Annotated in this window: 23 protein-coding genes; 12 read left to right on the top strand and 11 right to left on the bottom strand. The window is 63.1% G+C overall.

Annotated elements, in window-relative coordinates:
* Positions 1 to 3: 3 nt before the first annotated feature.
* The 3 genes from uvrC to IPM84_23740 all read right to left on the bottom strand — a co-directional run bounded on the left by uvrC (position 4) and on the right by IPM84_23740 (position 3338).
* The gene (uvrC, locus tag IPM84_23750) at positions 4 to 1887 is read right to left on the bottom strand and encodes an excinuclease ABC subunit UvrC (protein MBK9095714.1); all 1884 of its coding nucleotides are present in this window, start codon (positions 1885 to 1887) and stop codon (positions 4 to 6) included.
* Positions 1888 to 1977: 90 nt separating this feature from the next.
* The gene (locus IPM84_23745) at positions 1978 to 2700 is read right to left on the bottom strand and encodes a lysoplasmalogenase (GenBank protein MBK9095713.1); all 723 of its coding nucleotides are present in this window, start codon (positions 2698 to 2700) and stop codon (positions 1978 to 1980) included.
* Positions 2701 to 2918: 218 nt separating this feature from the next.
* Positions 2919 to 3338: a hypothetical protein gene (locus tag IPM84_23740; GenBank protein ID MBK9095712.1), complete on the bottom strand. Its 420-nt coding sequence runs from the start codon at positions 3336 to 3338 to the stop codon at positions 2919 to 2921.
* A gap of 20 nt (positions 3339 to 3358) precedes the next feature.
* Between IPM84_23740 and IPM84_23735 the strand changes: the two genes are divergently transcribed.
* From IPM84_23735 to IPM84_23710, 6 genes are all read left to right on the top strand, one after another.
* On the top strand, positions 3359 to 3592 hold the full coding sequence (locus IPM84_23735) for a DUF1670 domain-containing protein (protein MBK9095711.1): 234 nt from the start codon (positions 3359 to 3361) through the stop codon (positions 3590 to 3592).
* Positions 3589 to 3885 carry a DUF1670 domain-containing protein gene (locus IPM84_23730; protein MBK9095710.1) on the top strand — a complete coding sequence of 99 codons (297 nt, stop codon included), beginning with the start codon at positions 3589 to 3591 and terminating at the stop codon, positions 3883 to 3885. The genes IPM84_23735 and IPM84_23730 overlap by 4 nt, the downstream gene beginning before the upstream one ends.
* Positions 3882 to 4361, top strand: coding sequence for a hypothetical protein (locus IPM84_23725; protein ID MBK9095709.1), 480 nt, complete (start codon positions 3882 to 3884; stop codon positions 4359 to 4361). The genes IPM84_23730 and IPM84_23725 overlap by 4 nt, the downstream gene beginning before the upstream one ends.
* Entirely contained in the window at positions 4358 to 4681 is a 324-nt protein-coding gene (locus IPM84_23720) for a DUF1670 domain-containing protein (protein ID MBK9095708.1), read from the top strand. The genes IPM84_23725 and IPM84_23720 overlap by 4 nt, the downstream gene beginning before the upstream one ends.
* A gap of 152 nt (positions 4682 to 4833) precedes the next feature.
* Positions 4834 to 5064, top strand: a complete 231-nt coding sequence (locus IPM84_23715) for a hypothetical protein (protein MBK9095707.1) — start codon at positions 4834 to 4836, stop codon at positions 5062 to 5064.
* An 8-nt stretch (positions 5065 to 5072) separates the two neighbouring features.
* Positions 5073 to 7220, top strand: coding sequence for an RCC1 repeat-containing protein (locus tag IPM84_23710; protein MBK9095706.1), 2148 nt, complete (start codon positions 5073 to 5075; stop codon positions 7218 to 7220).
* Between the two features lie 29 nt (positions 7221 to 7249).
* Here the strand turns inward: IPM84_23710 and IPM84_23705 are convergent, their stop codons facing one another.
* From IPM84_23705 to rdgB, 3 genes are all read right to left on the bottom strand, one after another.
* Positions 7250 to 8929: a sensor domain-containing diguanylate cyclase gene (locus tag IPM84_23705; GenBank protein MBK9095705.1), complete on the bottom strand. Its 1680-nt coding sequence runs from the start codon at positions 8927 to 8929 to the stop codon at positions 7250 to 7252.
* 104 nt (positions 8930 to 9033) lie between these two features.
* Positions 9034 to 9483 (bottom strand): acyl-CoA thioesterase, encoded by a 450-nt coding sequence (locus IPM84_23700; GenBank protein MBK9095704.1) that lies wholly within the window; start codon positions 9481 to 9483, stop codon positions 9034 to 9036.
* A complete protein-coding gene (rdgB, locus tag IPM84_23695; GenBank protein ID MBK9095703.1) occupies positions 9476 to 10108 on the bottom strand; it encodes an RdgB/HAM1 family non-canonical purine NTP pyrophosphatase in 633 nt (210 codons plus the stop codon). The genes IPM84_23700 and rdgB overlap by 8 nt, the downstream gene beginning before the upstream one ends.
* Before the next feature lie 98 nt (positions 10109 to 10206).
* Here rdgB and IPM84_23690 point away from each other — a divergent pair, with 98 nt between their 5' ends.
* The 4 genes from IPM84_23690 (at position 10207) to IPM84_23675 (ending at position 14168) form a co-directional block, all read left to right on the top strand.
* Entirely contained in the window at positions 10207 to 11184 is a 978-nt protein-coding gene (locus IPM84_23690) for a ribose-phosphate diphosphokinase (GenBank protein ID MBK9095702.1), read from the top strand.
* 58 nt (positions 11185 to 11242) lie between these two features.
* Entirely contained in the window at positions 11243 to 11680 is a 438-nt protein-coding gene (locus IPM84_23685) for a polymer-forming cytoskeletal protein (protein ID MBK9095701.1), read from the top strand.
* Between the two features lie 136 nt (positions 11681 to 11816).
* Positions 11817 to 12932 carry an o-succinylbenzoate synthase gene (menC, locus tag IPM84_23680; GenBank protein MBK9095700.1) on the top strand — a complete coding sequence of 372 codons (1116 nt, stop codon included), beginning with the start codon at positions 11817 to 11819 and terminating at the stop codon, positions 12930 to 12932.
* Positions 12933 to 13148: 216 nt separating this feature from the next.
* Positions 13149 to 14168: a M20 family metallopeptidase gene (locus IPM84_23675; GenBank protein ID MBK9095699.1), complete on the top strand. Its 1020-nt coding sequence runs from the start codon at positions 13149 to 13151 to the stop codon at positions 14166 to 14168.
* 34 nt (positions 14169 to 14202) lie between these two features.
* Here the strand turns inward: IPM84_23675 and IPM84_23670 are convergent, their stop codons facing one another.
* Positions 14203 to 16263 (bottom strand): hypothetical protein, encoded by a 2061-nt coding sequence (locus tag IPM84_23670; GenBank protein ID MBK9095698.1) that lies wholly within the window; start codon positions 16261 to 16263, stop codon positions 14203 to 14205.
* 205 nt (positions 16264 to 16468) lie between these two features.
* Here IPM84_23670 and IPM84_23665 point away from each other — a divergent pair, with 205 nt between their 5' ends.
* Together IPM84_23665 and IPM84_23660 are read left to right on the top strand one after the other, a co-directional pair.
* Positions 16469 to 16729, top strand: coding sequence for a hypothetical protein (locus tag IPM84_23665; protein MBK9095697.1), 261 nt, complete (start codon positions 16469 to 16471; stop codon positions 16727 to 16729).
* Positions 16726 to 17055, top strand: coding sequence for a type II toxin-antitoxin system PemK/MazF family toxin (locus IPM84_23660; GenBank protein MBK9095696.1), 330 nt, complete (start codon positions 16726 to 16728; stop codon positions 17053 to 17055). The genes IPM84_23665 and IPM84_23660 overlap by 4 nt, the downstream gene beginning before the upstream one ends.
* A 37-nt stretch (positions 17056 to 17092) precedes the next feature.
* On the opposite strand, the gene IPM84_23655 is transcribed toward IPM84_23660, so the two are convergent.
* The 4 genes from IPM84_23655 to IPM84_23640 form a co-directional block, all read right to left on the bottom strand.
* Entirely contained in the window at positions 17093 to 17929 is an 837-nt protein-coding gene (locus tag IPM84_23655; GenBank protein ID MBK9095695.1) for a hypothetical protein, read from the bottom strand.
* A gap of 209 nt (positions 17930 to 18138) precedes the next feature.
* Positions 18139 to 22095 carry a hypothetical protein gene (locus tag IPM84_23650; GenBank protein ID MBK9095694.1) on the bottom strand — a complete coding sequence of 1319 codons (3957 nt, stop codon included), beginning with the start codon at positions 22093 to 22095 and terminating at the stop codon, positions 18139 to 18141.
* A gap of 227 nt (positions 22096 to 22322) precedes the next feature.
* Positions 22323 to 23513 carry a hypothetical protein gene (locus IPM84_23645; protein ID MBK9095693.1) on the bottom strand — a complete coding sequence of 397 codons (1191 nt, stop codon included), beginning with the start codon at positions 23511 to 23513 and terminating at the stop codon, positions 22323 to 22325.
* Positions 23514 to 23699: 186 nt separating this feature from the next.
* A complete protein-coding gene (locus tag IPM84_23640) occupies positions 23700 to 24680 on the bottom strand; it encodes an ornithine carbamoyltransferase (protein ID MBK9095692.1) in 981 nt (326 codons plus the stop codon).
* Positions 24681 to 24690 lie beyond the last annotated feature (10 nt).

Genomic DNA, 24690 nt, shown 5'->3' with positions numbered 1-24690 from the left:
GCGTTAGTCCCCAAAATGATCCTTGATTGCCTCGGCCGCGGCCACGTTCATGCCGGGCGCGGCCGCCAACTCCTCGATGCTCGCCTGCTTGATCGTCTCCAGATCGCCGAAACGCTTGAGTAATTCTTTGCGCCGCCGCGGGCCGATGCCAGGCACCTTGTCCAGTTCGGACATCACGCCTGCCTTGCTGCGCAGCTCACGATTGAAGGTGATGCCAAAACGGTGCGCCTCGTCGCGAATGCGCTGTAAGAGGAACAGCGCCTGAGAGTCGCGAGGCAGCACCAGGGGATCACGTTGCTCAGGGAAATAGACATCCTCGAATCTCTTGGCCAGGCCAATGACCGGCACCTGGTCGAAGAGGTCGAACTCGCGCAGCACTTCCACGGCCACGCCGAGCTGACCCTTGCCGCCGTCAATGACCACCAGGTCGGGCAGGCGCTGCCACATCTGGTCGCCCTTACGAGGCGCCTGGCCGGGCGCGCCCTCATTAGCCGGCGGTTCGACGGCGCGGCGGAAGCGGCGGCGCAGCATCTCGCGCATCGAGGCGAAATCGTCAGGTTCACCGGCGCCCAGGCTGCCTTTGCCGCGAATCTTGAATTTGCGGTAATCGCTCTTCATGGGGGTGCCCTGCGCAAAGACCACCATCGCGCCGACGGTGCTGGTGCCCTGCAAGGTGGAAATGTCGTAACACTCGATGCGGCCGGGCGCGTCGGCCAGCCCCAGGGCGTGCCCCAATTCGGCCAGGGCAATGACCTGCTTGTTCTTGTCGGCCTGCCACTGGGCGCGCAGGGCGTGCAGGGTTTCGGCTGCGTTCTGGGCCGCCATCTCCAGCAGGTCGCGCTGCTGACCTTCCTGCGGCACGGTGAGCACCACCTTCTCGCCGCCGCGGCGCGAACGCAGCCACTGCTCGATGATGAGGCGCTCGTCCAGGTCCTTGGGCAGCACGATCTCCGGCGGGACGTAGGCGGCCTCGCTGTAGAACTGGGTCAGGAACGCGCTGAGAACTGCATCGGTTTCGTCGCCTTCCGCGCCCTCCAACACGAACGACTCACGCCCGATCAGTTTGCCATGACGAACGAAGAAAACCTGTACGCAGGTGTCGCCGTTGGTCTGGGCAAAGGCGATCAGGTCTTCATCCTGCTGCTGACCGCTGACGACCTTCTGACGCTCCACCAACTGCTCGGCAGCCTTGATCTGGTCGCGCAGGCGTGCGGCGCGTTCGAAGTACCAGTTTTCGGCCGCGTCTGTCATCTGACCGCGCAGGGTGGTCAGGGCCGGCTCGGTGTTACCGCTGAGAAAATCGGCCAGGCCCTGCACCATGGCGCGGTATTCGTCACGGTTGACCGCGCCGATGCACGGACCGTTGCAGCGCCCGATGTGAAAGTAGAGGCAGGCGCGTTCGTCCTTGCCGGTAATGTCGCGGTTACAGGTCAGATAGGGGAAGATGTGACGCAGGGCTTCCAGGGTGAGGCGGACATTGTAAGCGGAGGTGTACGGCCCGAAGTAGCGGCCGCCGTCACGCGCCATGCGCCGCACGATGGTCACTTTGGGGTAATCTTCGGCCCAGTGAATCTTGATGTATGGATAGGTCTTGTCATCTTTGAGGCGGATGTTGTAGCGCGGTTGGTGGCGCTTGATCAGCTCATTCTCCAGCACCAGGGCTTCCAGCTCGGTTTCAACGATGATCCAGTCCAGATCGGCGATGTTGCTCACCAGACGCCGGGTCTTGGTGGTGTGGAGGGCCTGCTGCTGAAAGTAGGAACGGACGCGGGCGCGCAGGTTGATGGCCTTGCCCACGTAAATGATCGCGCCCTCGGCGGTCTTCATCAGATAACAGCCTGGGCGCGTGGGGAGATTGTCGAGCTTGGCCTGCAATGTGTCGGAAATGGACATGGGGCAGATTGTAGCACGCGCATGGCTGACTGACAAAGCGATTAGCAAGCCTTCAGCAACGCGACCCCTATCTGACCGGCCTGCTCAAGGGCGATTCTGGGCGGTGTAGACGATCAACGCCTGCGCCGGGCCGTAGGTCAGCCAGACGACGCTGCCCACCAGGAAAAATGACAGGCCGTTGAACAATTGCGCGGCCAGGATGAGGTCACTGGTGAGAAAGAGCGCGCCGCCCAGCGCCAGCGGGATGAAGGAACGCGCCTGCAGTGCCAATCCGCTGGCCAGGCCGGCCGTGCTCGCCAGCAGCAGGGCGTAGGGCAGCGCGGCCCAGTGCAGCGCGGTGGCCTGCTGTCCGCGGAAGACCACGAAATACCAACCGGCCAGGCCGATCAGCAGCCACACGAGCAAGGCGCCCCAGCGCGGCCCGCTGGCCGTCAAGCCGAGGACGGTGGCGAGCCGCATGAAGGCCGCGATGTAGGCCACATGCCCCAGACCGAACGCGCCCATGCCCCACAACACGTGCGGCGACGCCGGCAGCAGCTTCGCCATGAACAGGTCGCCCAGGAAACCGAGCGTCATGCCCACGGCAATCAGCAGCGCCACGTCCTTATCCTGGCCGGCCGCCAGCCACCAACTCCAGCCGGCCACCACCAGAACGGCCGAGGAAGTCATGCGCATCCAGGTGGGGATGCGCTGCGATTGGTCCGCGCCGGACGCGCCAAAAATGAAACCGCCAAAGAGCAACAGCGCCCACAGCGCCAGCAAAGCCAGCAGCCAGGTGCGCATCGGGCCAGCAACGGGAAAAGTCATACGATGGGTCCTCCTGAAACGATGATCACGATCCGGGTCAGGATTGTACTCTTGCGGCGGCCACAGGTCAAACAACAGACGTCCGTGCTCCCAATCCAGCAAATCCAAATGGTCCCGGAATCGAGGCTTCAGCCGGTCTGCCACAGGGTTCTCAAGTGCCCAATAACCGGCTAAAGCCTTCATTCCAGATGTCTTCAGCGACCACATTTACGTTAGGCTCAAATGACCCTCGGGATGTAGAATAGGGCGACGATCTTCGTTTCGGCCAGCAGCTCCCGCCGGATTTGGCAATCCGGCGGCCACGAGGATTTGGCAATCCCAGCCGAGCAATGGTCCAAACGAAGATCATCACCTAGAATAGCGTATGACGCAGCATCCCAGGAGGAGCACATGGAATCTGGAAGCCATTGCCCGCTTACAGACCAAAGAAGCGGGGAGCCATCATCGAACGTATCCAGCGCGATTTTCAGTTGGCGCCGCTGGTGGCGCACCTTGCTCGACAGTTGCGCCGTTATGACGAGGACTACTATCCCCAACGGCGTGAGAACGGCCAGTTGACCTACCTGGCCGTGGTAAGCCAGTCCGGCGGGCCAGAAGCTGACCGCATGCCAGCGGGTGCCGTGAAGTTGACGTTGCACAGCCCGGATGATTTGATCGCCTGGGCACTGGCGTCGCGGCGCTGCGGCAGCAGCGGCTCTTACGGCTCACCGAAGAGGCTGAGGCGCAAGGCGGGCTGCTCAGCCACGAAGACCTGGCCTGTTTGCTGTGCAGCAGTCTGGCGACGATCAAACGCGACGTGCATGAGTTGCGCAAACAGGACTTGCGCGTGCCGACACGCGGCCAAGTCAAAGACATCGGCGGGCGTCAGTCACAAGGTGCAGATCGTCGGTGATTATCTCGCCGGTTACACCTTCCAGCGAGATCGAGCGCCGGCGGCATCACAGTATCGGCGCCATTCGACGTTATTGCGACGACTTCGTGCGCATCATTCGCTTGCAGGCGCAGCACTTGGACCGCGCCGCCATCCGCAGCGCCACCGGGCTGTCTGAACGCCCCATTCAGGAGTACCTGACGCTGTATCAAGAATGCCCGGCGGCCAACGACCGCTTGCAGATTCTGCTCGGCACGCCCGACGCGGCCACAGCCACGCCGGCCGAGATTAAAAGGGGGCGTTTGATCCGATGAAAACCCAGACTAGTACGCCTGAAACGCGCTGGGCCAAACGCTCCTTGCACCAGCAGTTGCTCCACAAGTTTCTTAACGAGTACGGTTACGAGCGCGGCCCCGTCGTGGCGCACGCCATCATCGCCGATATTCTGACGCTGGTGGAGCAAGCCTACGCCACCGACCTGCCGCCCCGGCATGTCACTGGCCCGCGGTGGCGGTACAACGGGGCCACGGGCAAAACGCCCGAGATTCGCGACTTGGTGCATGTCCGCCTGCACCTGGTCACCGACGCGGAGGTGGCGCTGCTCAGTGCGGATCAGGGCGTCGATCAGCCGCCGGCGCGCGCACCTTCAATCAACAGCGTTTCGTCCGCTGGTGTCAGGAGGCGTATGACCAGGGCGTGTCCTGACCCTCTTGGATTTGTCGTTGCTCAGCGGCCTGGCCGAGTCCTACGCGGCAATTGTTGCGCCAATATGAGCAGGAACATGCCATGACCGTGCCGATCCGTGGTACAGTGCATGATATCGGCCCCTCGGTGTCGCACAAGGCCGAGGTGATCCGCCGTTATCTGCGTGGGCAATCGCCAGCCGACATTGCTCGCGAACTCAACCACTCGCAGCACGCCGTGGATCGCTACATCAAGGACTACGAAGTCACCCGCACCCTCGCACAGAGTTCCCGCTGCACGAGATTCCGGCGCTCGCGAAGCACGCCGTCACTCGTGCGGGAACACGTTCAGTTGATCCGCGAGTATGAACCCAACCTGGTCTTCTACTCGCCTGAACCGGCGGTGGCCGCACAAGCGGCCGCCTGAGCGCCCCGAGGCTCATTTGACCTTATTTGGAATTCCTGCTCCCAATCCGTGACGCTTTTCGCTGCAGGTTTGGGGTTTGCCCCGCCTGAGTGTTATACTGACTTTGACGATCTGTGCCGGTTCGCGGGGTTGAGTGATCGAGGAGGTAAATCATGTTCGCGCACGCTGTACGTTGTCTGGTTGTCTTGTTGTTGCCGTTCATGATGATGCCGGCCGCTGTGGGCGCAGACGCGACGACAGCGGCCATTGGCGCGGCTGTGAACGCAGGGGCAGACCACACCTGTGCTGTCACCGCTGACGGCGGGCTGAAATGTTGGGGGGTCAACGACCGCGGGCAGTTGGGCGACGGTACGACAGAAAACGCAGCGCCCCGGTCGACGTGAGCGGGCTGATGAGCGGTGCTGTGGCCGTGAGTGCGGGCGGGGGCCACACCTGCGCGCTGACAACGGCCGGCGGTGTGAAGTGTTGGGGATCCAACGAGTTCGGCCAGTTGGGCGACGGCACGGGCGCGGCGCAGCTCACGCCGGTGGATGTGGTGGGATTGACGGTCGGCGTGACGGCCATCAGCGCGGGCGGGGAGCACACCTGCGCGCTGACGACAGCCGGCGGCATGAAGTGTTGGGGAAATAACATCCACGGGCAGTTGGGCGATGGTACGACAGAGGAACGGCTCACCCCGGTGGACGTGACTGGGCTGGCGAGTGATGTGACGGCCGTGAGCGCGGGTGGAGCGCACACCTGTGCCTTGACGACGGCCGGCGGCGCGAAGTGCTGGGGATACAACGCGCTCGGCCAGTTGGGCGACGGCACGACCGTGCAGCGGCTCTTGCCGGTGGATGTGGTCGGGCTGGTCAGCGGCGTCGAAGCCGTCGAAGGCGGCGTTTTACACACCTGTGCGCTGAACACAGCCGGCGGAATTCAATGTTGGGGCGCGAATTGGAGCGGCCAATTGGGCGACGGGACAACGATCAATCGCCTCACACCGGTCAGCGTGATCGGGCTGACCAGCGGCGCAGCGGTTGTCACAACGGGTTATCAGCACACTTGCGCCCAAACTACGACTGGTGGGGTCAAATGTTGGGGTGACAACATCTCGGGCCAGTTGGGCAACGACACGAGCGGCTTGCAGCAATTCAGTACGACACCGCTGGATGTGATTGGACTGGCTGCCGGCGTCGCGAGCGTGGAGGCGGGTTCGGTTCATACCTGTGCATTGACCGCTGACGGTAGAATTCAATGTTGGGGCAGTGATGACTACGGCCAACTGGGCAATTTCTCAGCAGGACCACGCACGATTGCCGTGGATGTTGCCGGGCTGGCAGGCGGTGCAACAACCGTGAGTGTGAGCCGATGGTACACCTGCGCATTGACCGCAGGCGGCGGCGTCAAGTGCTGGGGGCGCAACGATTCCGGTCAGTTGGGCGACGGCGCGCAGGGATATCACAGCACACCGACCGATGTGATTGGGTTGGCGACTGGCGTTGCGGACGTGAGCACGGGCAATACACACGCCTGTGCTGTGACGACGAACGGCGGGGTCAAGTGCTGGGGAGGAAACGAATACGGCCAGTTGGGCGATGGGACGACTATCCAGCGCCTGACGCCAGTCAATGTGGTGGGGCTGAACAACGTCATGGCCGTGAGCGCAGGGTATTTTCATACGTGCGCCCTGACGATGGACGGCGGGGTCAAATGCTGGGGCCGCAACTCCAACGGCCAGTTGGGAGACGGCACGCTGGAGAATCGCAGCGCGCCGGTGGACGTGAGCGGGCTGACGAGCGGCGCTGCGACCGTGAGTGCGGGCGGGTTGCACTCCTGCGCTTCGACGACGACCGGGGGCGTCAAATGCTGGGGGAGCAATTCTCGCGGCCAGTTGGGCAATGACACTGTGACATGGCAGTGGGTGCCGATGGATGTCAGCGGGCTGACCGACGCCGCGGCGGTGGACGCGGGATATGAGCACACCTGTGCATGGGCGAGCGGCGGCGGCGCCTGGTGTTGGGGGAGAAACGACCAGGGACAGTTGGGCGATGGTACGATCCTGGATCGCTCCGCGCCGGTGGGCATCGTTGGGCTGACGACTGATGTCACCCGTGTCACTGCGGGCTGGTGGCACACGTGTGCGATCGCCAAGACCACCACATGCTGGGGAGCAAACTGGATGGGCCAGTTGGGCAACGGCAACACAAATCAGCGCATTACACCCGTGGATGCCGTTGGCGTCATGTTGAGCGCGGTCGTGGATGCAGGCAACGACCACACCTGTGCGCGGGCCAGCAGCGGCGGCGTGAAGTGTTGGGGGTCCAACGAGCTCGGCCAGTTGGGCGTCAATCCCGGCTGGATTCCCGGCTATGTGATGGGCTTCGGCCGCCTGCGCGAGGACCTGGATGGGAATGGCGTGGTGGATGTCCATGATATCCTCATGGCGGCCGGCGTTTGGCGCTTCTACAGCCCAGTCTGCGACCTGGACGGCAACCGCGTGGTGAATATCGTTGACATTCTACGTGTAGCCAGGCAGTTTGGTCAGTCATCGTCTTGACGCGACGACGAACGCAGCCAGGGGAGATGTCAGGCGCGCGCTGGTGACGCGTCGGCAGCGCCAGCGGTGAAGATGCGGTTGCGACCTTCGGTCTTGGCCCGGTAAAGCGCGGTGTCGGCGGCTCGCAGCACAGCATCACCGGTCAGCCCGTGATCCGGAAAGATGGCAACGCCGGCCGAGAGGGTCACCGGGCCAATTATGGCGCGATAATGCTCGACCTGGAGCCGGGTGATCCCGACGCGCAGTTGATCGGCGCGCTGCTCGAGGACAGACAGCGGGGTTTCCGGCAGAATCAAAGTGAACTCTTCGCCACCGTAGCGACAAACGATATCCTCACCGCGTGTACGCTCTTGCAGGTAACTACCTAGCGCGCGCAGCAGGGCATCGCCGGCCTGATGACCGTATGAATCATTGAAGCGCTTGAAGTGGTCAATGTCCAACATGATGATGCCCAGGGTTGTGCCGCGACGCGCCGCCCGATGCACCTCGCGCGTTAGCGTCTCTTCCATGTAGCGCCGATTGAAGAGGCCGGTTAACGGGTCACGAATGGCCTGGCTGCGCAGTGTCTCGCGCAGGCGCAGATTCGCCAGGGCCAAAGCCGCATGGTCGGCCAGGGCCACGGCCAGTTTCTCGTTAGCCTCGTTGAACTGACCCTCGTCGTCATGCAGCAGCGCGGGAGCACCTGGGTTCAGCTCGATGTGCAGAATACCCAGGGTTTCATTCTGCGCCAACAAGGGTACACACAAGTAGGTGTGGCTATCGGTGGTGCTGATGTGTTGGCAGGACAGGCCGCGCTGAGATTCATCCATCACACAGGCGCGACCGTGACGCAACGCCCAGCAGGCGTCCGGTGGAAACCGACGCCCGGCGTGCGGCAAGTTTCCCCAGGCGACAACCGCTTCCATCAGGTTGTGTTCAGGATTGAGGATGTAGAGCGCGCCCTGCGCGGTGGCAAACAGAGCCTGTGTGAAATCGGCAATGACGGCGTAGGCGTCATCGAGGGTCATGCTGGTTTGCAGCTTGTCACCCATTTCGTTGAGCAGGCTGATTTCGTGCGTGCGCTGCTCCAACTTGGCGACCCAGGCGGTCAGTTGTTGATTCGCCTGACGCAGGGCATCCTCCACGCGCTGGCGCTCCGTGGCAAACGCAACCTGGTTGGCGATGGTTTCGGCCAACCGAACCTCCACAGTATCGAAGTCATGTGGCTGGTCGTAGTAGACCATGAACTTGCCCAGCAGGCGCCCCTGGTAACGCAGGGGGAAGGAAGCAACCCCGCGAATGTTTTCACGAACGAAGTGCTCATGCCACGCCCTCAACAGCGGTTCTTTCCAGGCGTCTGACACCAGGATCGGCTGGGGATCGTGGTCATCCGGCGGCCATGGCGAATGACCTTCGACCGTGCTGCGGTATTCAGGCGACACTCCTGACCAGGCGCGAAAACGCATGACCCTGTCGGCGTCACACAGGAGCAGCGCGGCCCGACGAACTCCCAGGAGGCGCTGCATTCCGAAAAGCGCCTCCTGGTAGACGGCATCGAGGGTATCCACATGGCTGACCACGTCGGTGATGTGGTGAATGGTCTGAAGTTGGTTCAGCCGCAGCGAGATCATCTCGCTGTCCGCAAAATGATCTTCGACGTAGGGCGCGATCCGCTGGGGCGCGTAAACAGCGTACGTGTCTCCACGTTGAGAAACGGAAGAATGAGACATCACCATCACTCGATTAAGACCGCAACAAAATAAAAAATCAACTGGCGCAATTATGAACGCGGTGGAGGTCGTGCGCCATCCCCCAAAACAGCCATACTAGACTTTCACGTCAACGTGATGCCGGCCGCGGCGTCGAGCGCCAGGATGGCCGCACGCACCGGTTCGGACAGCGGCGTCTTTTGCCCCAGGTGATAGTCATAACTGACGATGACGCCCTCGCCTTCGGCGGCCACCACCTGCGCCCGCTGGCTGACCACCCGGTGCAGGACTGTGAAGCGGTCGGCTCCCAGGGCGACGACGCGCACGCCCACGGTCACGGTGTCCGGGAAGGTCAGGGCATAACGAAAACGGCAGTTGATGGAGGCCAGGATGGGGCCGATGGCTGCACGCCCGGCGGCGACATCGAAAAAGCCGACCTGCGACAGGTAGCGAGCGCGTCCGTTCTCGAAGTAACGAAAATAGACGATGTTGTTGACATGGCCCAGGGCATCCATTTCGCCCCAGGCCACAGGAAACGTCACTGTGACCGCGAAATCGGCAAGCAGATCAGGCATCTCGATCTTGAGCCTCGTCGTCTTCGCCCAACTCAGCGAGCAGCGTCAGCAGGATGCGCCGGGCGCTGCGTGCGGCTTTGGCCCGATGGCTGATCGCGTTCTTCAATTCTGATGAAATCTCCGCCAGGGTCAGATTGCTGTGTTCGATTTCAAAAATGGGATCATAGCCAAAGCCATTGCTGCCGCGTGGGGCATGGGCAATCGTGCCTTCGATGGCGCCTGAGGCCGTGAACGCGTCGCCGTCCGGAAAAGCGAGAGCCACCACGCAGCGGAAACGGGCCGCGCGCTGCGCGTCCGGCACATCTGCCAGGCGGGCCAACAGGTAGTTGTAACGCTCCTGCTCGCCCTGCAGGCCACCGTAGCGGGCCGAGTAGATGCCAGGCTCGCCGCCGAGCACGTCAACTTCCAGGCCAGAATCATCGGCCCATGTCCAGAGGCCGGTCATTTCAGCATAGCCCAGCGCCTTGAGCACTGCATTTTCGGCAAAACTCTCGCCCGTCTCCGCCACCTCGGTGGTGATGCCAACTTCATCCAGGTAGGTCACATCCACCGGCAGGTCGGCCAACAACTCACGATACTCCCGCACCTTACCCTGATTGTGCGTCGCAATTAACAGTTTACGCATCTTTCCTCTCCCCCCGCTTTGACCAGAAACCTATCCTATCATATAATCGCACTGACAGCAAGCCGTGTATCGTGTTCGTGAAAAAGAAAGAAGACAGTATGCCGCAACACCCTTTGCATCTCTTTTCTGGCACCGCCAATCGTCCCCTGGCCGAACGGATTGCAGAATGTCTGCAGATGCCACTCGGCGCCTGTGAGACCAAGCATCTGCCAGATAGCGAGGTCTATGTGGAGATCCACGAAGCCATTCGTGGGCAGGACATTTTCTTCATCCAGCCTTGTTCGGCCCCCGTCAACGATAACCTGATGGAACTGCTGCTGTACGTAGACGCATTTCGGCGCGCGTCGGCCCATACCATCACCGTCGTCGTTCCGTACTTCCCCTACAGCCGGCAGGAGCGCATGGCTCACGGGCGTGAAGCCATCAGTGCGCGGGTTGTGGCGCGTATGTTGCAAACGCTGGGCGTCACCCGCGTGGTCTATGTGGATATTCACGCGGAAGCGACCCAGGGATTCTTTGACATCCCGGTTGACCCGCTGTCGGCGCGCAAGGTGTTCATTGAGTATTTCGAGAACAAAGACCTGGAAAACCCCATCATCGTGGCGCCCGATGTGGGACGCGCCAAGCTGGCCGGTCGCTATGCAGAGGTCATGGGGCTGCCGCTGGCGCTGATGCACAAGCGGCGTCTCTCGCACAGCGAGGTCGAGAACTCACACGTTGTGGGCGATCTGAAGGACAAGACGCCGATTGTGATTGATGATATGATTGCGGGCGGCAGCATTCTCACCCAACTCAACGCCCTGGTGGAGGCTGGCGCCCGGCCGGAGATTTACCTGGCGATCACCCATCCGATTCTGCTGCCCACCGCGCTGGCGCGTCTCGACAGCCCGATCATCAAGGAGCTTGTGGTGACCGATACCATCTACATCTCCCCCGCGCAGCAGCACCCCAAGCTGGTCGTGCTCTCGCTGGCGCCATTGTTGGCCGATGCCATCGAGCGCATTCACGCGGCGCGCACGATCAGCCCGCTGCTCAAACTGACACCGCAAGAATGGGGCGAGCCGCCCCACAAGTAGCGACAGACGGCAAGAAGTTCAGAATGATCAGTGATGTTGTGAAAGGAGAACGAACTTGGTGTTTGGAAAAGAAAAGCGACCGGAACCTGATGCCATCGAGGCCCTGATCGGTGCACGGGCGACGTTTAGTGGCAACCTGCGTTGTGATGGCAGTGTGCGCATTGACGGCGTGATCGAAAGCGGCAGCATTACCACGCCCACGAATGTGATTATTACCGCCAGTGCCAGTGTCATGGCCGATATTCAGGCCAGGGTGGTTTCGGTATCAGGCGCGTACAAAGGCACCATCACGGCCGAGCGCGTTGAGCTGCTGGAGGGCGGGCGTATCTGGGGAATCGTGCGTGTCAACTCCTTCTTGTTGGATGACGGCGGCTACCTACGCGGTGAACTGGTGATGCAGGGCGACGAACCGCAGCAGCCGTTCTTGATTCCAGCCCCGGCCGCACCCAAAGCACAGATCCCAGTGGTTGAGAGCAACGGCGCGGTCGCCGCGTAAGACACAGGTCGAGAGAGCGATTGAAATCGCGCCTGGTGGGCGTGCCCCTGCGTGGACGCAATACTGGTCGGCGGCGGCCGACCTGGCGGCGGAACGCCCCTTCGTCCCGAATTCATTCGGCAAATAGGAAATCAGAATGATCAATATCGAACAGGCCGCACTGCATCTGATTGCGATGCCGCTGGTCTCTCCATTCGAAACCAGCTTTGGCCGGCAGACCGTGCGCCAGGCCATCCTGGTTGAGCTGCGTACGCCGAGCGGTTCCGGCTGGGGCGAGTGTGTGGCGGGAGATGCGCCCGCCTATTCCTACGAAACCACCGATACCGCCTGGTCCGTTCTCAGTCAGTACCTCGTGCCGGCGGTGCTGGCGCAGCCCTTCGATAGCCCGCCGGCGCTGCACGAGCGCTGGGCCTGGATGCGCGGTCACAACATGGCGCGGGCGGCCGTCGAACAGGCCGCCGCCGCGCTGCTGGCCGCAGACGCCGATCAGTCGCTGGCGACTTTCCTGGGCGGTGAACGCACCAGCGTGCCGGTGGGCGTCAGTGTGGGCATTCAGGCCACACCTGAAGCCCTGGTGGATACCGTCGCTGGCTACCTGGCGCAGGGCTATGGCCGCATCAAGCTCAAGATCAAGCCCGGCAAGGACATTGCCTTTGTCGAAGCAGTGCGCCGCGCCTACCCCGCTGTGCTGCTGCAGGTTGATGCCAACTCGGCCTACACCCTGGCCGATAGCGAGCGCCTGCGCCAGCTTGACGATTTCAACCTGCTGTTGATCGAACAACCGCTCGATCATGACGACATCTACGAGCACAGTCTGTTGCAGCGCCAGTTGCGGACACCCATCTGCCTGGACGAGAGCATCCACACCCTGCTCCATGCGCGTGCGGCGCTGGCGTTGAGCGCCTGCCGCATCATCAATATCAAAGTCGGTCGCGTCGGCGGCCTGATACCTGCACGCCAGATTCATGACCTGTGCCAGGCGCACGGCGTGCCGGTCTGGTGCGGCGGCATGTTGGAAACAGGGGTCGGGCGCGCGGCCAACCTGGCGCTGGCCTCCCTGCCCAACTTCCGTCTACCCGGCGACATCTCGGCCAGCAGCCGTTATTACACGGCTGACATTGCCGAGCCGACCTTCAGCCTGAACCCGGACAGCACGATCAGCGTCCCCACAGCGCCGGGTCTGGGGGTGATTGTCAACCGCGAGGCGCTGCTGCGCGTCACCCTGCACAGCGCCACATTCAGCGCAGCGTAAATCAGCGCAGGCCAATGTGACCGGATCAGGCTTTCCGTTCATGCTGGCTAAGAAACCGGCTGGAACCTCCAATCGGTCAAATCAAGACCTACTTCGTAATTCCGGGCGCGGCTCTTTGACACCCCCCCCCCAGCACACCGCCACCGGGCGATTCGCGATCTCCTGGCCTGGTGCGCGCTGGAGTCCCCTTCCAACGATCCGGCGGCCACTACGCGCATGGCGCAGATGGCGGCCGGTCACCTGGCCGCGGCCGGCGCGGCCGTGGAGATCATCCCTGGCCAGGTAAACGGCAGCATGGTGCAGGCCACCTGGGCCGGCGGCGACGGCAAGCCGCTCTTGCTCCTGGCCCATCATGACACGGTACACCCCATCGGCAGCCTGGCGCGCAATCCGCCGCGCGTCGAAGATGGTCGCGTCTATGGCCCTGGCTCCTACGACATGAAGGGCGGCGCCCTGCTGGCGGCCGCGGCCCTGGCGGCTATCCGCAGCCTGGGGCGACCCTTGCCGCGGCCGGTCATCCTGCTGAGCACGGCCGATGAAGAGCTATCGAGCACCGACTCGCGCCCCCTGATCGAGGCGCTGGCGCGCCAGGCCGAGGCGGTGCTGGTGCTGGAACCGGCCTTCTACGGCGGTGAGTTGAAGACGGCGCGCAAGGGCGTGGGCACCTTCACGATCAGGGCGTTGGGCCGTGCCTCGCACGCGGGCGGCGCGCACGAGTTGGGCATCAACGCCATTGTGGAGCTGGCGCACCAGGTTCGGGCGCTGACCGACCTGACCGATTACGAACGCGGCATCACCATCAGCGTGGGGCTGATTCAGGGCGGCAGCGCGGTCAACACCGTGCCCGCGGCGGCTGAAATGCAGGTGGATGCGCGCGTGTGGCGACTGGAAGATGCAGCCTGGGTCAATCAACAGGTCTATGCGCTGCGCCCACACCTGCCGGGCGCCAGCCTGCAGATCAGTGGCGGCGTGGAACGGCCGCCGATGGAACGCCTGCCAGGCACCGTGCGTCTGTTCGAGCTGGCGCGGCGCCTGGGTCAGGAGATCGGCCTGGACCTGGTCGAGCGTGCAGTGGGCGGCGCCAGCGATGGCAATTTCACCGCGGCGTTGGGCATTCCCACCCTGGATGGCCTGGGCGTGTGCGGCGACGGCGCGCATACCGATGAGGAATATGTCTTGATCGGGCAACTGGCGCCGCGCGCGGCCGTTCTGGCGGGACTGCTGTTGAATGTGTAGAACGGTAGTTCTCGACGGGCGTGAACGCGGCCGTTCACGGCGTCCATTGGGCGGCGGCGGCCTGCACGTCTACCACGGTCAGCGCGCCATCGGCGTCATGATCGAAGCGCGCGTTCCAGCCAATGTCACCCTCATGGCTGCCCCAGCGCCCGGCCAGGGCGGTGATGTCGTCCAACTGCGTGGCGCCGTCACAGTCTACGTCGGACCAGGCGCAGGTGGGCGCGCCGGCCAGGCGCAGGGTGGTGACGCTGAAGGGCGCAAAGCTGTAGGTGAAGGTGGAGGCGACGCCGCTGACCGGCAGGGGCGGTACGCTGCCCAGGTTGACGGGCGGGCTGGCGTTGCCGTTGTAGCTGACGCTGGTCGCGCTGAGGCTGGCGCCGGCCGCGACGTAGGCCACGCCAGAGCCGCTGGGCGCAAAGTCCTGCAGGTTTAGTGTAGCTGCCAGAGCCTGATCCGTCTTGTTGATGGCGAGAATAGTGAGGCCGTCGTTGGCCAGGGCCGCGTAGGCGCTGAAGGTGGTGGCTGCGTTGGCGGAGTTGTCCAGCGCGAGGAGCATGTCGCCCATCTGGCGCCACAGGGGAAAGCTGAAATAGCCGGGCGTGCGGCGGTAGCTGTCCCAGTTGAGCAGCAGGCCGTAGTCGCCGCCGTTGCTGGAAAGCCCGTTGACGATGTCCCACTGATTGGCCGCGGCGACGCCGCCCTGGATCAATTGGCCCAGGGTGTCGGCCAGGAAGAGCAGGTTGACGGTCTGCAGTTGCAGTTCCTCCGGCTCGGTGTAGTAGGCGTTGTACTCGTCGGCCACGATCTCGAGATGGCGCGAGGGCGCGTAGGTTGCCAGCATGGTGCGCACTTCGGCCAGGATGGCGGGCCAGTGGCTCGGCGGGTCTTGCAGCAGTTGTTGATAGCTGGTGTTGCCCGGCGGCAGGGCGTAGTAATGAATGACGTAGAAGTCAATGCAGTCGCTGGCGTTGCTGAGCACGGCCAGGCCCCAACCGTTGTATTCGGTGGCGTTGAGCGCGCCGACGATGCCCACCTCGATCGTCGGATCAACCGCTTTCATGGCTGCGCAAAAGGCGTTGGCGCCGTCATGGGTGGCGTCGCCCTGCATGTATGCCGTCCCATCGTGTGTCCAACTCGTTTCCCACGATCCGTAGATTTCGTTGCCGATTTCCCAGCGGCGAATGTTCCAGTTGTGAGTGACGTTGGTGAACTGCACCCAGGCGGCCGCTTCGGCCGCGCTGCCGCTGCCGAAGTTGGCGGTGAACAGGCCCTGCGTGTTGGTGGCCTGCAGCAGGCTGACGAATTCGGTGGTGTTCATGGCCCAGGCGTTGTTGGCCGCGCCCGGATCCCACTGCGCCCAGTGGTACTCGTCGGAGCTGCTGCCGCCGGGGTAGCGCAGCACGGTGATGCCGCTGGCCGCCACTTTGGCGACGAGATCGGGGTCGGCGTGGATGTTGCCATTCCAGTACGCGGCGTTGCTGCCGTAGAGGGCGGTCGGCAGACGGCGGATGCCTTGCGCGCTGTGAATGGTTAGTTGCGGCGGCGCCGGGTCGGGCGCGGTCAGGCGGATGTCGTCCAGGTAGAAGGCGGCATTGGCGCCGCCGCTGTCATTATGCCAGGTGATGCGCGCAAAGCTGGGCGCGGGATCGGCCAGGAGATCGGCCAGGGGGATGGCGACTTCGGCCCAGGCGCTGGCCGGCACGCCGCCGGGCGGCAGATACTGATTGAGCGCCACGGGCGGCTGTTCACCGCCCCCGTCGCTGGTCTGCAACAGCACCTGGATGATCTGGCCGCCCACGCCGCCACCGTGAATGGCAAAGCGCAGGGTGTCATAGGCAGTGACGGGAATGGCTTCATGACGCAGGCTGAGGCCGCCCCAGTTGTTGGTGTACTGCACGGAGATGGCCCGATCGGGCAGGCCGCTGACCGGATCGGCCGCGTTGAAGTTGAGGGTTGTGCCCCAACTCCAGTTCTGCCAGTCGCTGGCGAGCGAGTCGGTGTAGATGGGGAGGGTCAGCAGCAGCGGCGCGTTGGCCGCGGCGCCAGGTGCGAACGCCCCGAGGAAAATCAACGTGAGTAACAATCGGCATAACATGGCGTACCTCCTGCTAAGTTGAAATCACTCCCGCCTTGTGTAATCATGAGACATTGCCAGCGCCTGGCAACGCGCCGCAGGCTAGACACCCGCGCTCGCGCCGTGTGATGCCTCGTCCTGTCGAGATGGCTGCCTGAACTGAGTGTGGTATAATACCTGTACAAAGTCCGCATTGACGTGAATGCCTGGCATGGGAGAATGGTAAATGTTTCATCAAACAATGACAAATGTGCCTGGTCGGGCCAGGGCAATCGTATTCTTGCCGAAAGAACTTCTGCGTGCCGTTGATCGCTTGCGTCCGCACAATACCAGTCGTTCTGACTTCATCGAACAGGCGGTGCGTAGTTTCCTGGTACAACGCAGACGCGAAGAGCAAAATGCCCGTGATCTCGAGATCATCAATCAGCGCGCTGAAAACCTCAATCGAGAAGCCGAAGACGTGTTGACTTACCAGGTTGCTCTATGAAACGCGGTGACCTGTATCGAGTGACAAATCCCTCGGCGCGCGACCCCAAGAAGTCGCGCGTGTTCGTAGTCGTGAGCAGACAGGTCTTGATTGACTCCCGTTTCTCCACAGTCATTTGCGCGCCTGTTTATTCGAATCACGACGGCTTGTCAACACAGGTGCCGATTGGGATTGCTGAAGGTTTGAAGCACGACAGCAGCATTCACTGTGATGAATTGGTGAGCCTGCCCAAATCACTGCTGACTGACTACATTGGTGCGTTGACCCCCAGACTGATGGGTATGCTGAGCCAGGCGTTGCGAGCTGCCCTTGACTTGCCAGACTAACCAGAACTGCCGCCAGGCAGTGCTCTACTACTTCCTCCTAGCTTTGATCCCATAAGATCCATACGAAACCCTGGTTGTTGCCCAGGGAGAAGGTAAAGTCGCGGCTGTCGCGCTCGCGGTTGCCGTCCAGGACGTGCATGCTGTAGCTGCCGCCGACGTTGCCGCCGGGTAGTTGGCCGGCCGGGATGGCAAATTCCCAGTTGTACTTGCCGAGCGGCCCCTGGTTGGCGGTCAAGGCGGTGCTGAGCACGTTCTCCGGACCGGGCACCGGCTGTCCGTCTTTGAACAGGCGGATGCGATAGTCGCCCTGCGGCTGACCGCCATCCACGCCGCTGTGAACGAAGGCGAGCTGCATCTTCAGCTCACCGCCGCCGTTGTCCTGGAAGCCGGGGCCGCCGCGCACTTTGAACTTGCAGCCGTCGCCGCCAATGCCCGCGCAGGGGTCTGCAACTGGCGGCGGGGCCGGGGTGTTGGTGGGCGGAACGACGCGCGGCCGCGGGGTGTTGGTGGGTCGCACCGGGGTGTTGGTGGGTGGCACGGAGGTGTCGGTGGGCGCGGGCGTGGCCGTGGGCAGCGGGGTGTCGGTGGACACGGGGGTGGCCGTGGCAACCGGCGTATCGGTCGGCAGCGGCAGCGGGGTGGCTGTCGCCGGCGCCGCGGTGGCGGTGGCCGGCGGTTTTGGGGTTTTGGTCGGCGTGGGGGTGGCGGCCGGGCCGGGAGCGCCGCAGCCTGTCAGCAGGAACAGGGCCAGGGCCGCGCTCAGGAGTGGCAGCAGTCGCCACACAGGCTGTGCCGCGTGGGGATGCAGGCGTGCGCAGGCTGCAGGTTGGTTGGTACGGTAGCGAACGGGATAGGGACGGAAAAAGCGTGGCATCGGACGTCCTTTGTTTTCAGGTTGGACTCGGTTCGCCGCTGGGCGACCGGTCGCCGGCCGTGCGGGGGGCGCCAGGCGAGGCTGATTCTACCACGAGGGCGAAAAATCAAGAAGCGGTGATGCCGCGCCGCAATTTCAACGGGCCGCACGTGCGCGTGTCCTCTCAACCGGTCATTTCAATCGGGCTATTTTGCCGGCTATTTTGCCGGCTATTTCGAGATGAAAGGCATGATCTGTTTGCCACCCAGGTTGACATCGCCGCGGGTGTAGGGGCCAACCTGGTTGTCAAAATCGAGCAGTTGCACACGCCAGTAGATGTGGCCAGGCACGACCAGGCCGGTCGGTGTCCAGGTTGTGCTGTCGGTGTTGAGAGTGACTGGCGCGGAAAAAGTTTCGCTGCGGTCGTATTGCACACGGTAATAGGCGGCAGGCGCGCTGGGCTGCCAGCGGAAGGTGGGGGTGACGCCGGTCACCGCGCCGGGCAGCGGTGACAGCAGCGGCGGCGCCTGATACTCCTTGTAGAACGACTCACGCGGGCTATACGGGCCTTCGCGGTTGTTGGCATCCAGGAAGGCCACTTTCCAGTACCAGGTGCCATCACGAAACGGCTGGTGCCAGACCGGTGTGAAGGAGCTGGAGGAGGTGTCTACCTGGAGCGGGCTGCCAAAATTGGGGTCATCGTCTATCTTGAGGCGGTAGCGGGGCACCGCGAAACGCGGCTCCAGTGTGGGCGTCAGAATGGGAGCCCATTGCAGGGTGGGCAGATTGGAAATGGCAACGCCGCCGATGGGCGCCAGGGGTTGTGGAAAAGGCGAGGCGCGCGTGAAGCTTTGCGTGGCGCTCCAGCGCCCCTGCACGGAGGCTGAGCGCCGGGTGGCGACACGCCAGAAATAGGTGCCTTCACCTATGGCGCTGAACCCGGTGGTGTCCGTCGGCGTGAAGGAGATCCCGTCCACGGCTTGGTTGACCAGGGGTGAACTGAAATCGTTGTTGTCGTCTACCTGCAAGGTGTAGCCAGAGGCTCCTTCGACGCGCTGCCAGGAGAAAGTGGGGGTGGTAAATGTGGGCGCCGATGTCAGTCCGCCGGTGGGCAGGCTGTCCAGCGTGAAACGGCTTGGCTGTGACCAGGGGCCGTAGTCGAAGAGGGTGCTGGGCGGCGGTAGAATCAGCTCATGGCGCACCCGCACGCGCCAGTAGTAGGACTGGTTGTTGGCATAGACTTGCTTGGTGGTGAAGCTGGTGGCCAGGAACATGTAGAGCGGGCTAGGGGTGAAGTTGCTCTCCCAGGTTTCCCAGGTTTCGACGACATCGGTGAATCCAGGATCACGGGCCACTTCGACCTGGTAGCCATCTACCGAGTCGTAGGCCGGCATCAGCCAGCGCAGGCCGGGCATGGCGACCTGCGCCAGCAGCCCCTCGCCGGGACTATCGAATGGGTAGATGGGGTTCAGTGCGTCACTGGTGAAGGCAAAGCGGGTCAGGGTGTTGCCGGTGGCCGCGGGCAGCGCCTGCCGAATGGCGCTGTCGGCCGCGCTGGTAAACGCGGCCAGGGCCAGGCTGCCGATCCAGTTGGCGTCGCCGGAGCCAAGCGCCACATAGGGCAGGCGAATTTCGATATCTTCGCCAGTATCAGCGACCGCGCCGCCGATACTGGCCAGGCTCTGCGCCGCGCCCCATCCGCTGCCGTTCCAGGTGTAGAGATAGGTCGAATCTGCGTTTGCCAACCCGCCGTTGCGTTGGGCGTAGAGGACGTATTCCGGGCGATAGAGGTCGTCCGTGCTGATGGCTTTGCCGAGCGGGTCACTCGTGGCGCCCGCTCCGCCCCGACACACGGCCGTGTCAGGATCGTTGCAATGATTGGTGTCGAAGTAGATGCCAAATTGCAGGGCGCCATAGGACTGGGTGTCGAGGGCGATGACCCAACTGAGGCGGCTGGCGTCTACGTAACGGTCCTGCGCGACAAACAGACCCTTCAACTCCTGACTGCTGCCGCTGGCAACCTGGTTGAGTTCACTGCCGACCAGCGGCTGCGGCAGCGGGTAGTCGAATCGGTTGCCGGTGAGCAGACGGTGACTGATGTTGAAATGACGCACCTCGCTCCAGTCGCCACCTGGCTCTGGCCGCACACGCCAGAAATAGGCGCCGTTGGGAAGCCGCGCCTGGCGGTCCTGCCAGGGGACGTAGTTGAGGAATTGTGCGCTGGCTTCGTCCACGAGGCGGCTGAAGTCACGGTCTTCGGCAATCTGCACCCGGTAGCTGGTGGCCGCGGGCGCCGGTTGCCAACCCAGGATAGGCGCATCCACGGTGGCTTCGCGGCCATCGTCTGGAAAAAGCAACTGCAGGGGGGCGGCGGCAGGCAGCGTCTGGCGGGCGCTGTCCAGCCGCGCCAGCGAAGTCATGGGAAAGCCGAGGCGCGTCGAACCGACGTAGGCGGTGACGGTCCAACTGTACAAGCGCCCATTGAGTAGACCGGAGAAGGGATTGTTGGTGGTTGGCGCCGCGGCATGACCGGCGGTGGTCAACGAAAAGGCCAGCGTGCCATCGAGAGCGTCGCGCACTTCCAGCATGTAGCGATCGGCCGCCTGGTATGGGCGGGCGCCGCCGGCATCGTGGACCGTGTCCCAGATGAAGAGAGGCGTGGCCTGGGTCGCGTCAGCCGTGACGGCCAGATTGGTGTCAGACTCAGCGTAGTGCGGGGGAAAGATGAGGTTGGGGCCAAAACGGGCGCCGAAATCAAAGCCGCGCACTTCGCTCCAGGGTGATAGGTTGCCGCGCGCATCAATGGCCCGCACGCGCCAGTAGTAGGTGGCATTGAGAATAATTTCGCCCCAGCCCGTGTGCGCGTAGACGGCGCCGTAGATGCGCTCATCGAATTTGATCGGCGCCGCAAAGCCGATGCTCTCATCTACCTGGATTTGATACTTTTCTGCGCCGGCCACCGGCATCCAGCTAAAAACCGGGTGGCCCAGGGCAATCTGGTTGTTGAGCGGTGTCAGCAGGCGGGGGGCCAGGTTCCAGCGCATCTGAAAACGGCGCACCTCACTCCACGGCCCGGTGTTGAACTGGGCATCCACCGCGCGCACGCGCCAGTAGTATTCCTGGTCGTTGGCCAGGTTGCGATCGGGCGTGAAGGCGGCGCTGCGCGTGGTGTAGATTGTGACGGTGGTGAAGTCTGGGCTGGTGCTGACTTCCAGGCGATATTCACGCGCCCCGGCGACGGCCGTCCAGCGAAATTCGGGGGAAAAGGTCAGCGGTGGGTAGGGATTGTCGGCAGGGGCCAGCAGCCTGGGGGTTTCATTCCATTCCAGGCGGAAGGAGACGAGCGGGCTGGGAGCGCCGTAGTGTTCGCGGTTATCAATGGGCGTGACGCGCCAGTAATAGAGGCCGCTGGCCAGGCGAACGGTGGGCGTATGCGCGGCTTTGAGCGTCAGCGCACTGTAGTCAACCGAACCGAAGTTGAGGTCGCCATCAACCTGGAACAGATAGCGCGCCGCGCCGGGCACCTCGCTCCAGGAAAAGACTGGCGCCGAGAAGGCGGCCAGGGTGGCGCCGTCGGCCGGCGCCAGTGGCTGGGCGACCACCACACCGCCAGCGCTCCAGTCTTTGCTGAAAAAGCGCGGGCTGCTGTAGGGTCCCCAGCCGAGGGTGTTGCCGGCCTTGACGCGCCAGTAGATGATGCCGTCGCCCAGGGATTTGGTGGGAGTCCAGGCAGTAGACAGGGTATCGGCCTCTTCCAGAATCACGGCAAAGCCGGAGGAATTGCTCAACTGGACATAATAATGGGTGGCCACGGTCTGGCTGGCCCAACGCAGGGTGGGGCTGCCGGTGGGCGGATCGGTCAGGGCACTGGTAGACTCGCCATCTTCCGGCTCCAGGAGCACCGGTTCCACCAGCGGCACGCGGGTGGCGGTTGAGGTGGGGGTCCGTGTTGGCGTGCGCGTCGGCGTGCGCGTGGGAGTCGGCGTGCGCGTGGGGGTCGGCGTACGCGTGGGAGTCGGCGTACGCGTGGGGGTTGGCGTGCGCGTGGCGGTGGCCGGCGGTGTGGTGGGCGTCGCCAGCGGACCGGATTCTGCCAGCGCGGGGATGCCAGGAAAACTGGCTATTACGGCCAGGGCCAGAATCCAGATCAGGCGATGCCTGTGACGTAAGAAGAAGGTTGACATCATAATCCCCCGTGAAACACCGTGACGTGTCGTGCTTTGGGGTCGTGGCGCCCCGCCGATGTGCGAAACCCGGCGGCGCGGTCAAACGGACTGCAAGCACTGACAAACAGTGTAGCCACTATGCACGGGCGACTGAATAGGATTGTGGTCACGAAGACGGTGAGGCGGGTGGCTGGACGTGCGGCGTGAGGAAAAAAACAGGGGCGCCGCTGTGGGCGCCCCTGTGATGGCTAGGCTTCGAGGGCGTAGACTGTCAGGTGAATCGTCACGTATTCAAAGACACTGCGCGGCTCCCCGGCGCCTTCAGCGTAGGTCACGCTGGTAACTTCGGCTTTTAGGGCCAGCGTTTTGGCTTGGATGGTGAAGATTTGGTTGGGCGCAATGGGCAGAATGTCACCTTTTTCGGCCAGGCGCTCGTGAAGAGCCGGGTTGCCCTGCGCATGGTCGCTGATCAGCACGGTGGTCACCGTGTGAATGTCGCTCTTATCGAAGAGCCATACTTCGAGCGCGGTGGCCTGCGTGGAATCGGAATCGAGGGCGCTGGCGATACCCATGCCACATTCCCCACGATAACCGGCGCCTGCCTCTCCATCTACGACGAAGGCTTCGTCGTAATCAGTATCGCCCTGGTGGTAGACCGCATCGAATTCGGCCAGGCGCTTGCCGGGCACCAGGGTGGTGCTGGCCGGCATTTCATGCGCAAGACTGGCGGGCGCAGCGACAGGTAGCGCAGGCTCCTGCAAGGTTGAAACAGTGTCGGGGATCGGCGGCGGCGGCCGATAACTTGTCGTGGTGGCTGTAAGTCGCGACGGTGGTTCCGCGTCTGCGCTGTAGGCGCCGATTATCTCGCCATCTATGACATTGCCCGTGGGGAGCGGTTCGATCGTTGGCAAAGCCCCTGCGGGTATGGCGGCCGGCTGCTGTAGGCGTGCGACGATCACCCAGGCCAGGAGACCCAGGCCGGCGCCGATGACGAGGACTCCTAACAGCAGGCAGAGCAGGGTGAGCAGGCTGCTGTTGCGTTGAATGATACCTGTGGTGATCGTCGGCGTGGCGGTGGGCGGCGCGGCCGCTGGCGCAGCCTGCACCGCGTCGGCCAGGCTTTGCACATTCTGCGCTTGTTGGATACGGCCTTCGGCGCCGTAGCGCGCGGCCAGCTTGTCCAGCCGGGTGCGGGCTTCGGCCGGCGTCCATTCCTTGAGGCGCTGCTGCGCCAGGTCGAAGTTGCCACCGGCGGCATAAGAATCCGCCACGGCTGCCAGATAGTTATTTTGCGCGCCTTCACGCAGGTCACGCAGGTTGGCGTTCGTCCATTTGACGGGGAATAATCCCCAGCCCAGGACGAACAGGCCGACGAGCATTCCGGCGACAAATACCACGAGAAGTGTACGCCAGTTGTGAGTGGTGGTGAGTCGGTTCATAGGGCGATGTTTCCTCCTGCTCCTTTCTTTGGGCTTCCTTTGGACTTTCTTTGGACTTTCTTTGGACTTTCTTTGGACTTTCTTCGGACCAGATCAGGCAGCCGGCATGGTGGCAATCGCCGGGGTGTCAGGGGTGGGTGGCCCTGCTGATCCCGGCGCCGGCCACAGATCAGGTCAAATCCCGCATCAAGGCATGGTCAGCGCCATGACCGCTTTTTGCACGTGCAGGCGATTTTCGGCTTCGTCGTAGACCACGCTCTGCGGGCCGTCAATGACACTGTCGGTCACTTCGATGTTGCGATCGGCGGGCAGGCAGTGCATGTAGATGGCGTCGTCGTGGGCCAGGGCCATGCGGCGGTCATCGGTGATCCAACTGGTGTATTTTTTGGCAATCTCGGCCGCCTGACCGCCATCCTCGGTGGTCAGCAGGCAGCCCCAGCTCTTGGGGTAGACCACATCGGCGCCGGTAAAGGCTTCGTCCATGTCGTGCGTGACGCTGAAACTGCCGCCGTAGCGTTTGGCATTATCCTGCGCCTCTTGCAGCAGGTGCGGCATCAGCCTGTACTCCGGCGGATGCGCCAGTACCACATCCATGCCGAAGCGGCTCATCTGGATGATGAGAGACTGCGGCACCGAGATGGGCTTGACGTAACTGGCGGCATAGGCCCAGGAGACGGCGATCTTCTTGCGCCGCAGGTCTTTGCCCTTCTTTTCCATGATGGTCATCAGGTCGGCCAGGATTTGGAAGGGATGGTAGACATCGCACTGCATGTTGAGCACCGGGGAGCGGCTGGCTGCGGCCACATCGTTGATGTATTTGTTGCCGTAGTTCCAGTCGCACTGGCGGATGGCGATGCCGTCGTAGTAGCGCCCGTAGATTTCGCCGATCTCTTTGGCGGTGTCGCCGTGGCTGATCTGGGTGGTCTGCGATTCGATGAACGCGGCATGGCCGCCCAACTGCGCCATGCCCGCTTCGAAGGAGCCACGCGTGCGCGTGCTGGTGAAGAAGAAGAGCATCGCCAGCACTTTGTCACGCAGGTAGGCATGGGGAAGGTTCAAGGCGCGCATGCGCTTCAAGTCAAAAGCCACGTCGAGCGCCGTCTCGATCTCTTCACGCGTCCAGTCGGTGTCGCCAATGAAGTCACGTCCGCGTAAGTTGGTTTGCATAGTCTCGGAA

Origin of the sequence: Candidatus Amarolinea dominans, from assembly GCA_016719785.1 — a bacterium.
GTDB lineage: Bacteria > Chloroflexota > Anaerolineae > SSC4 > Amarolineaceae > Amarolinea > Amarolinea dominans.
This window is presented reverse-complemented; position numbering and strand designations above follow the sequence as displayed.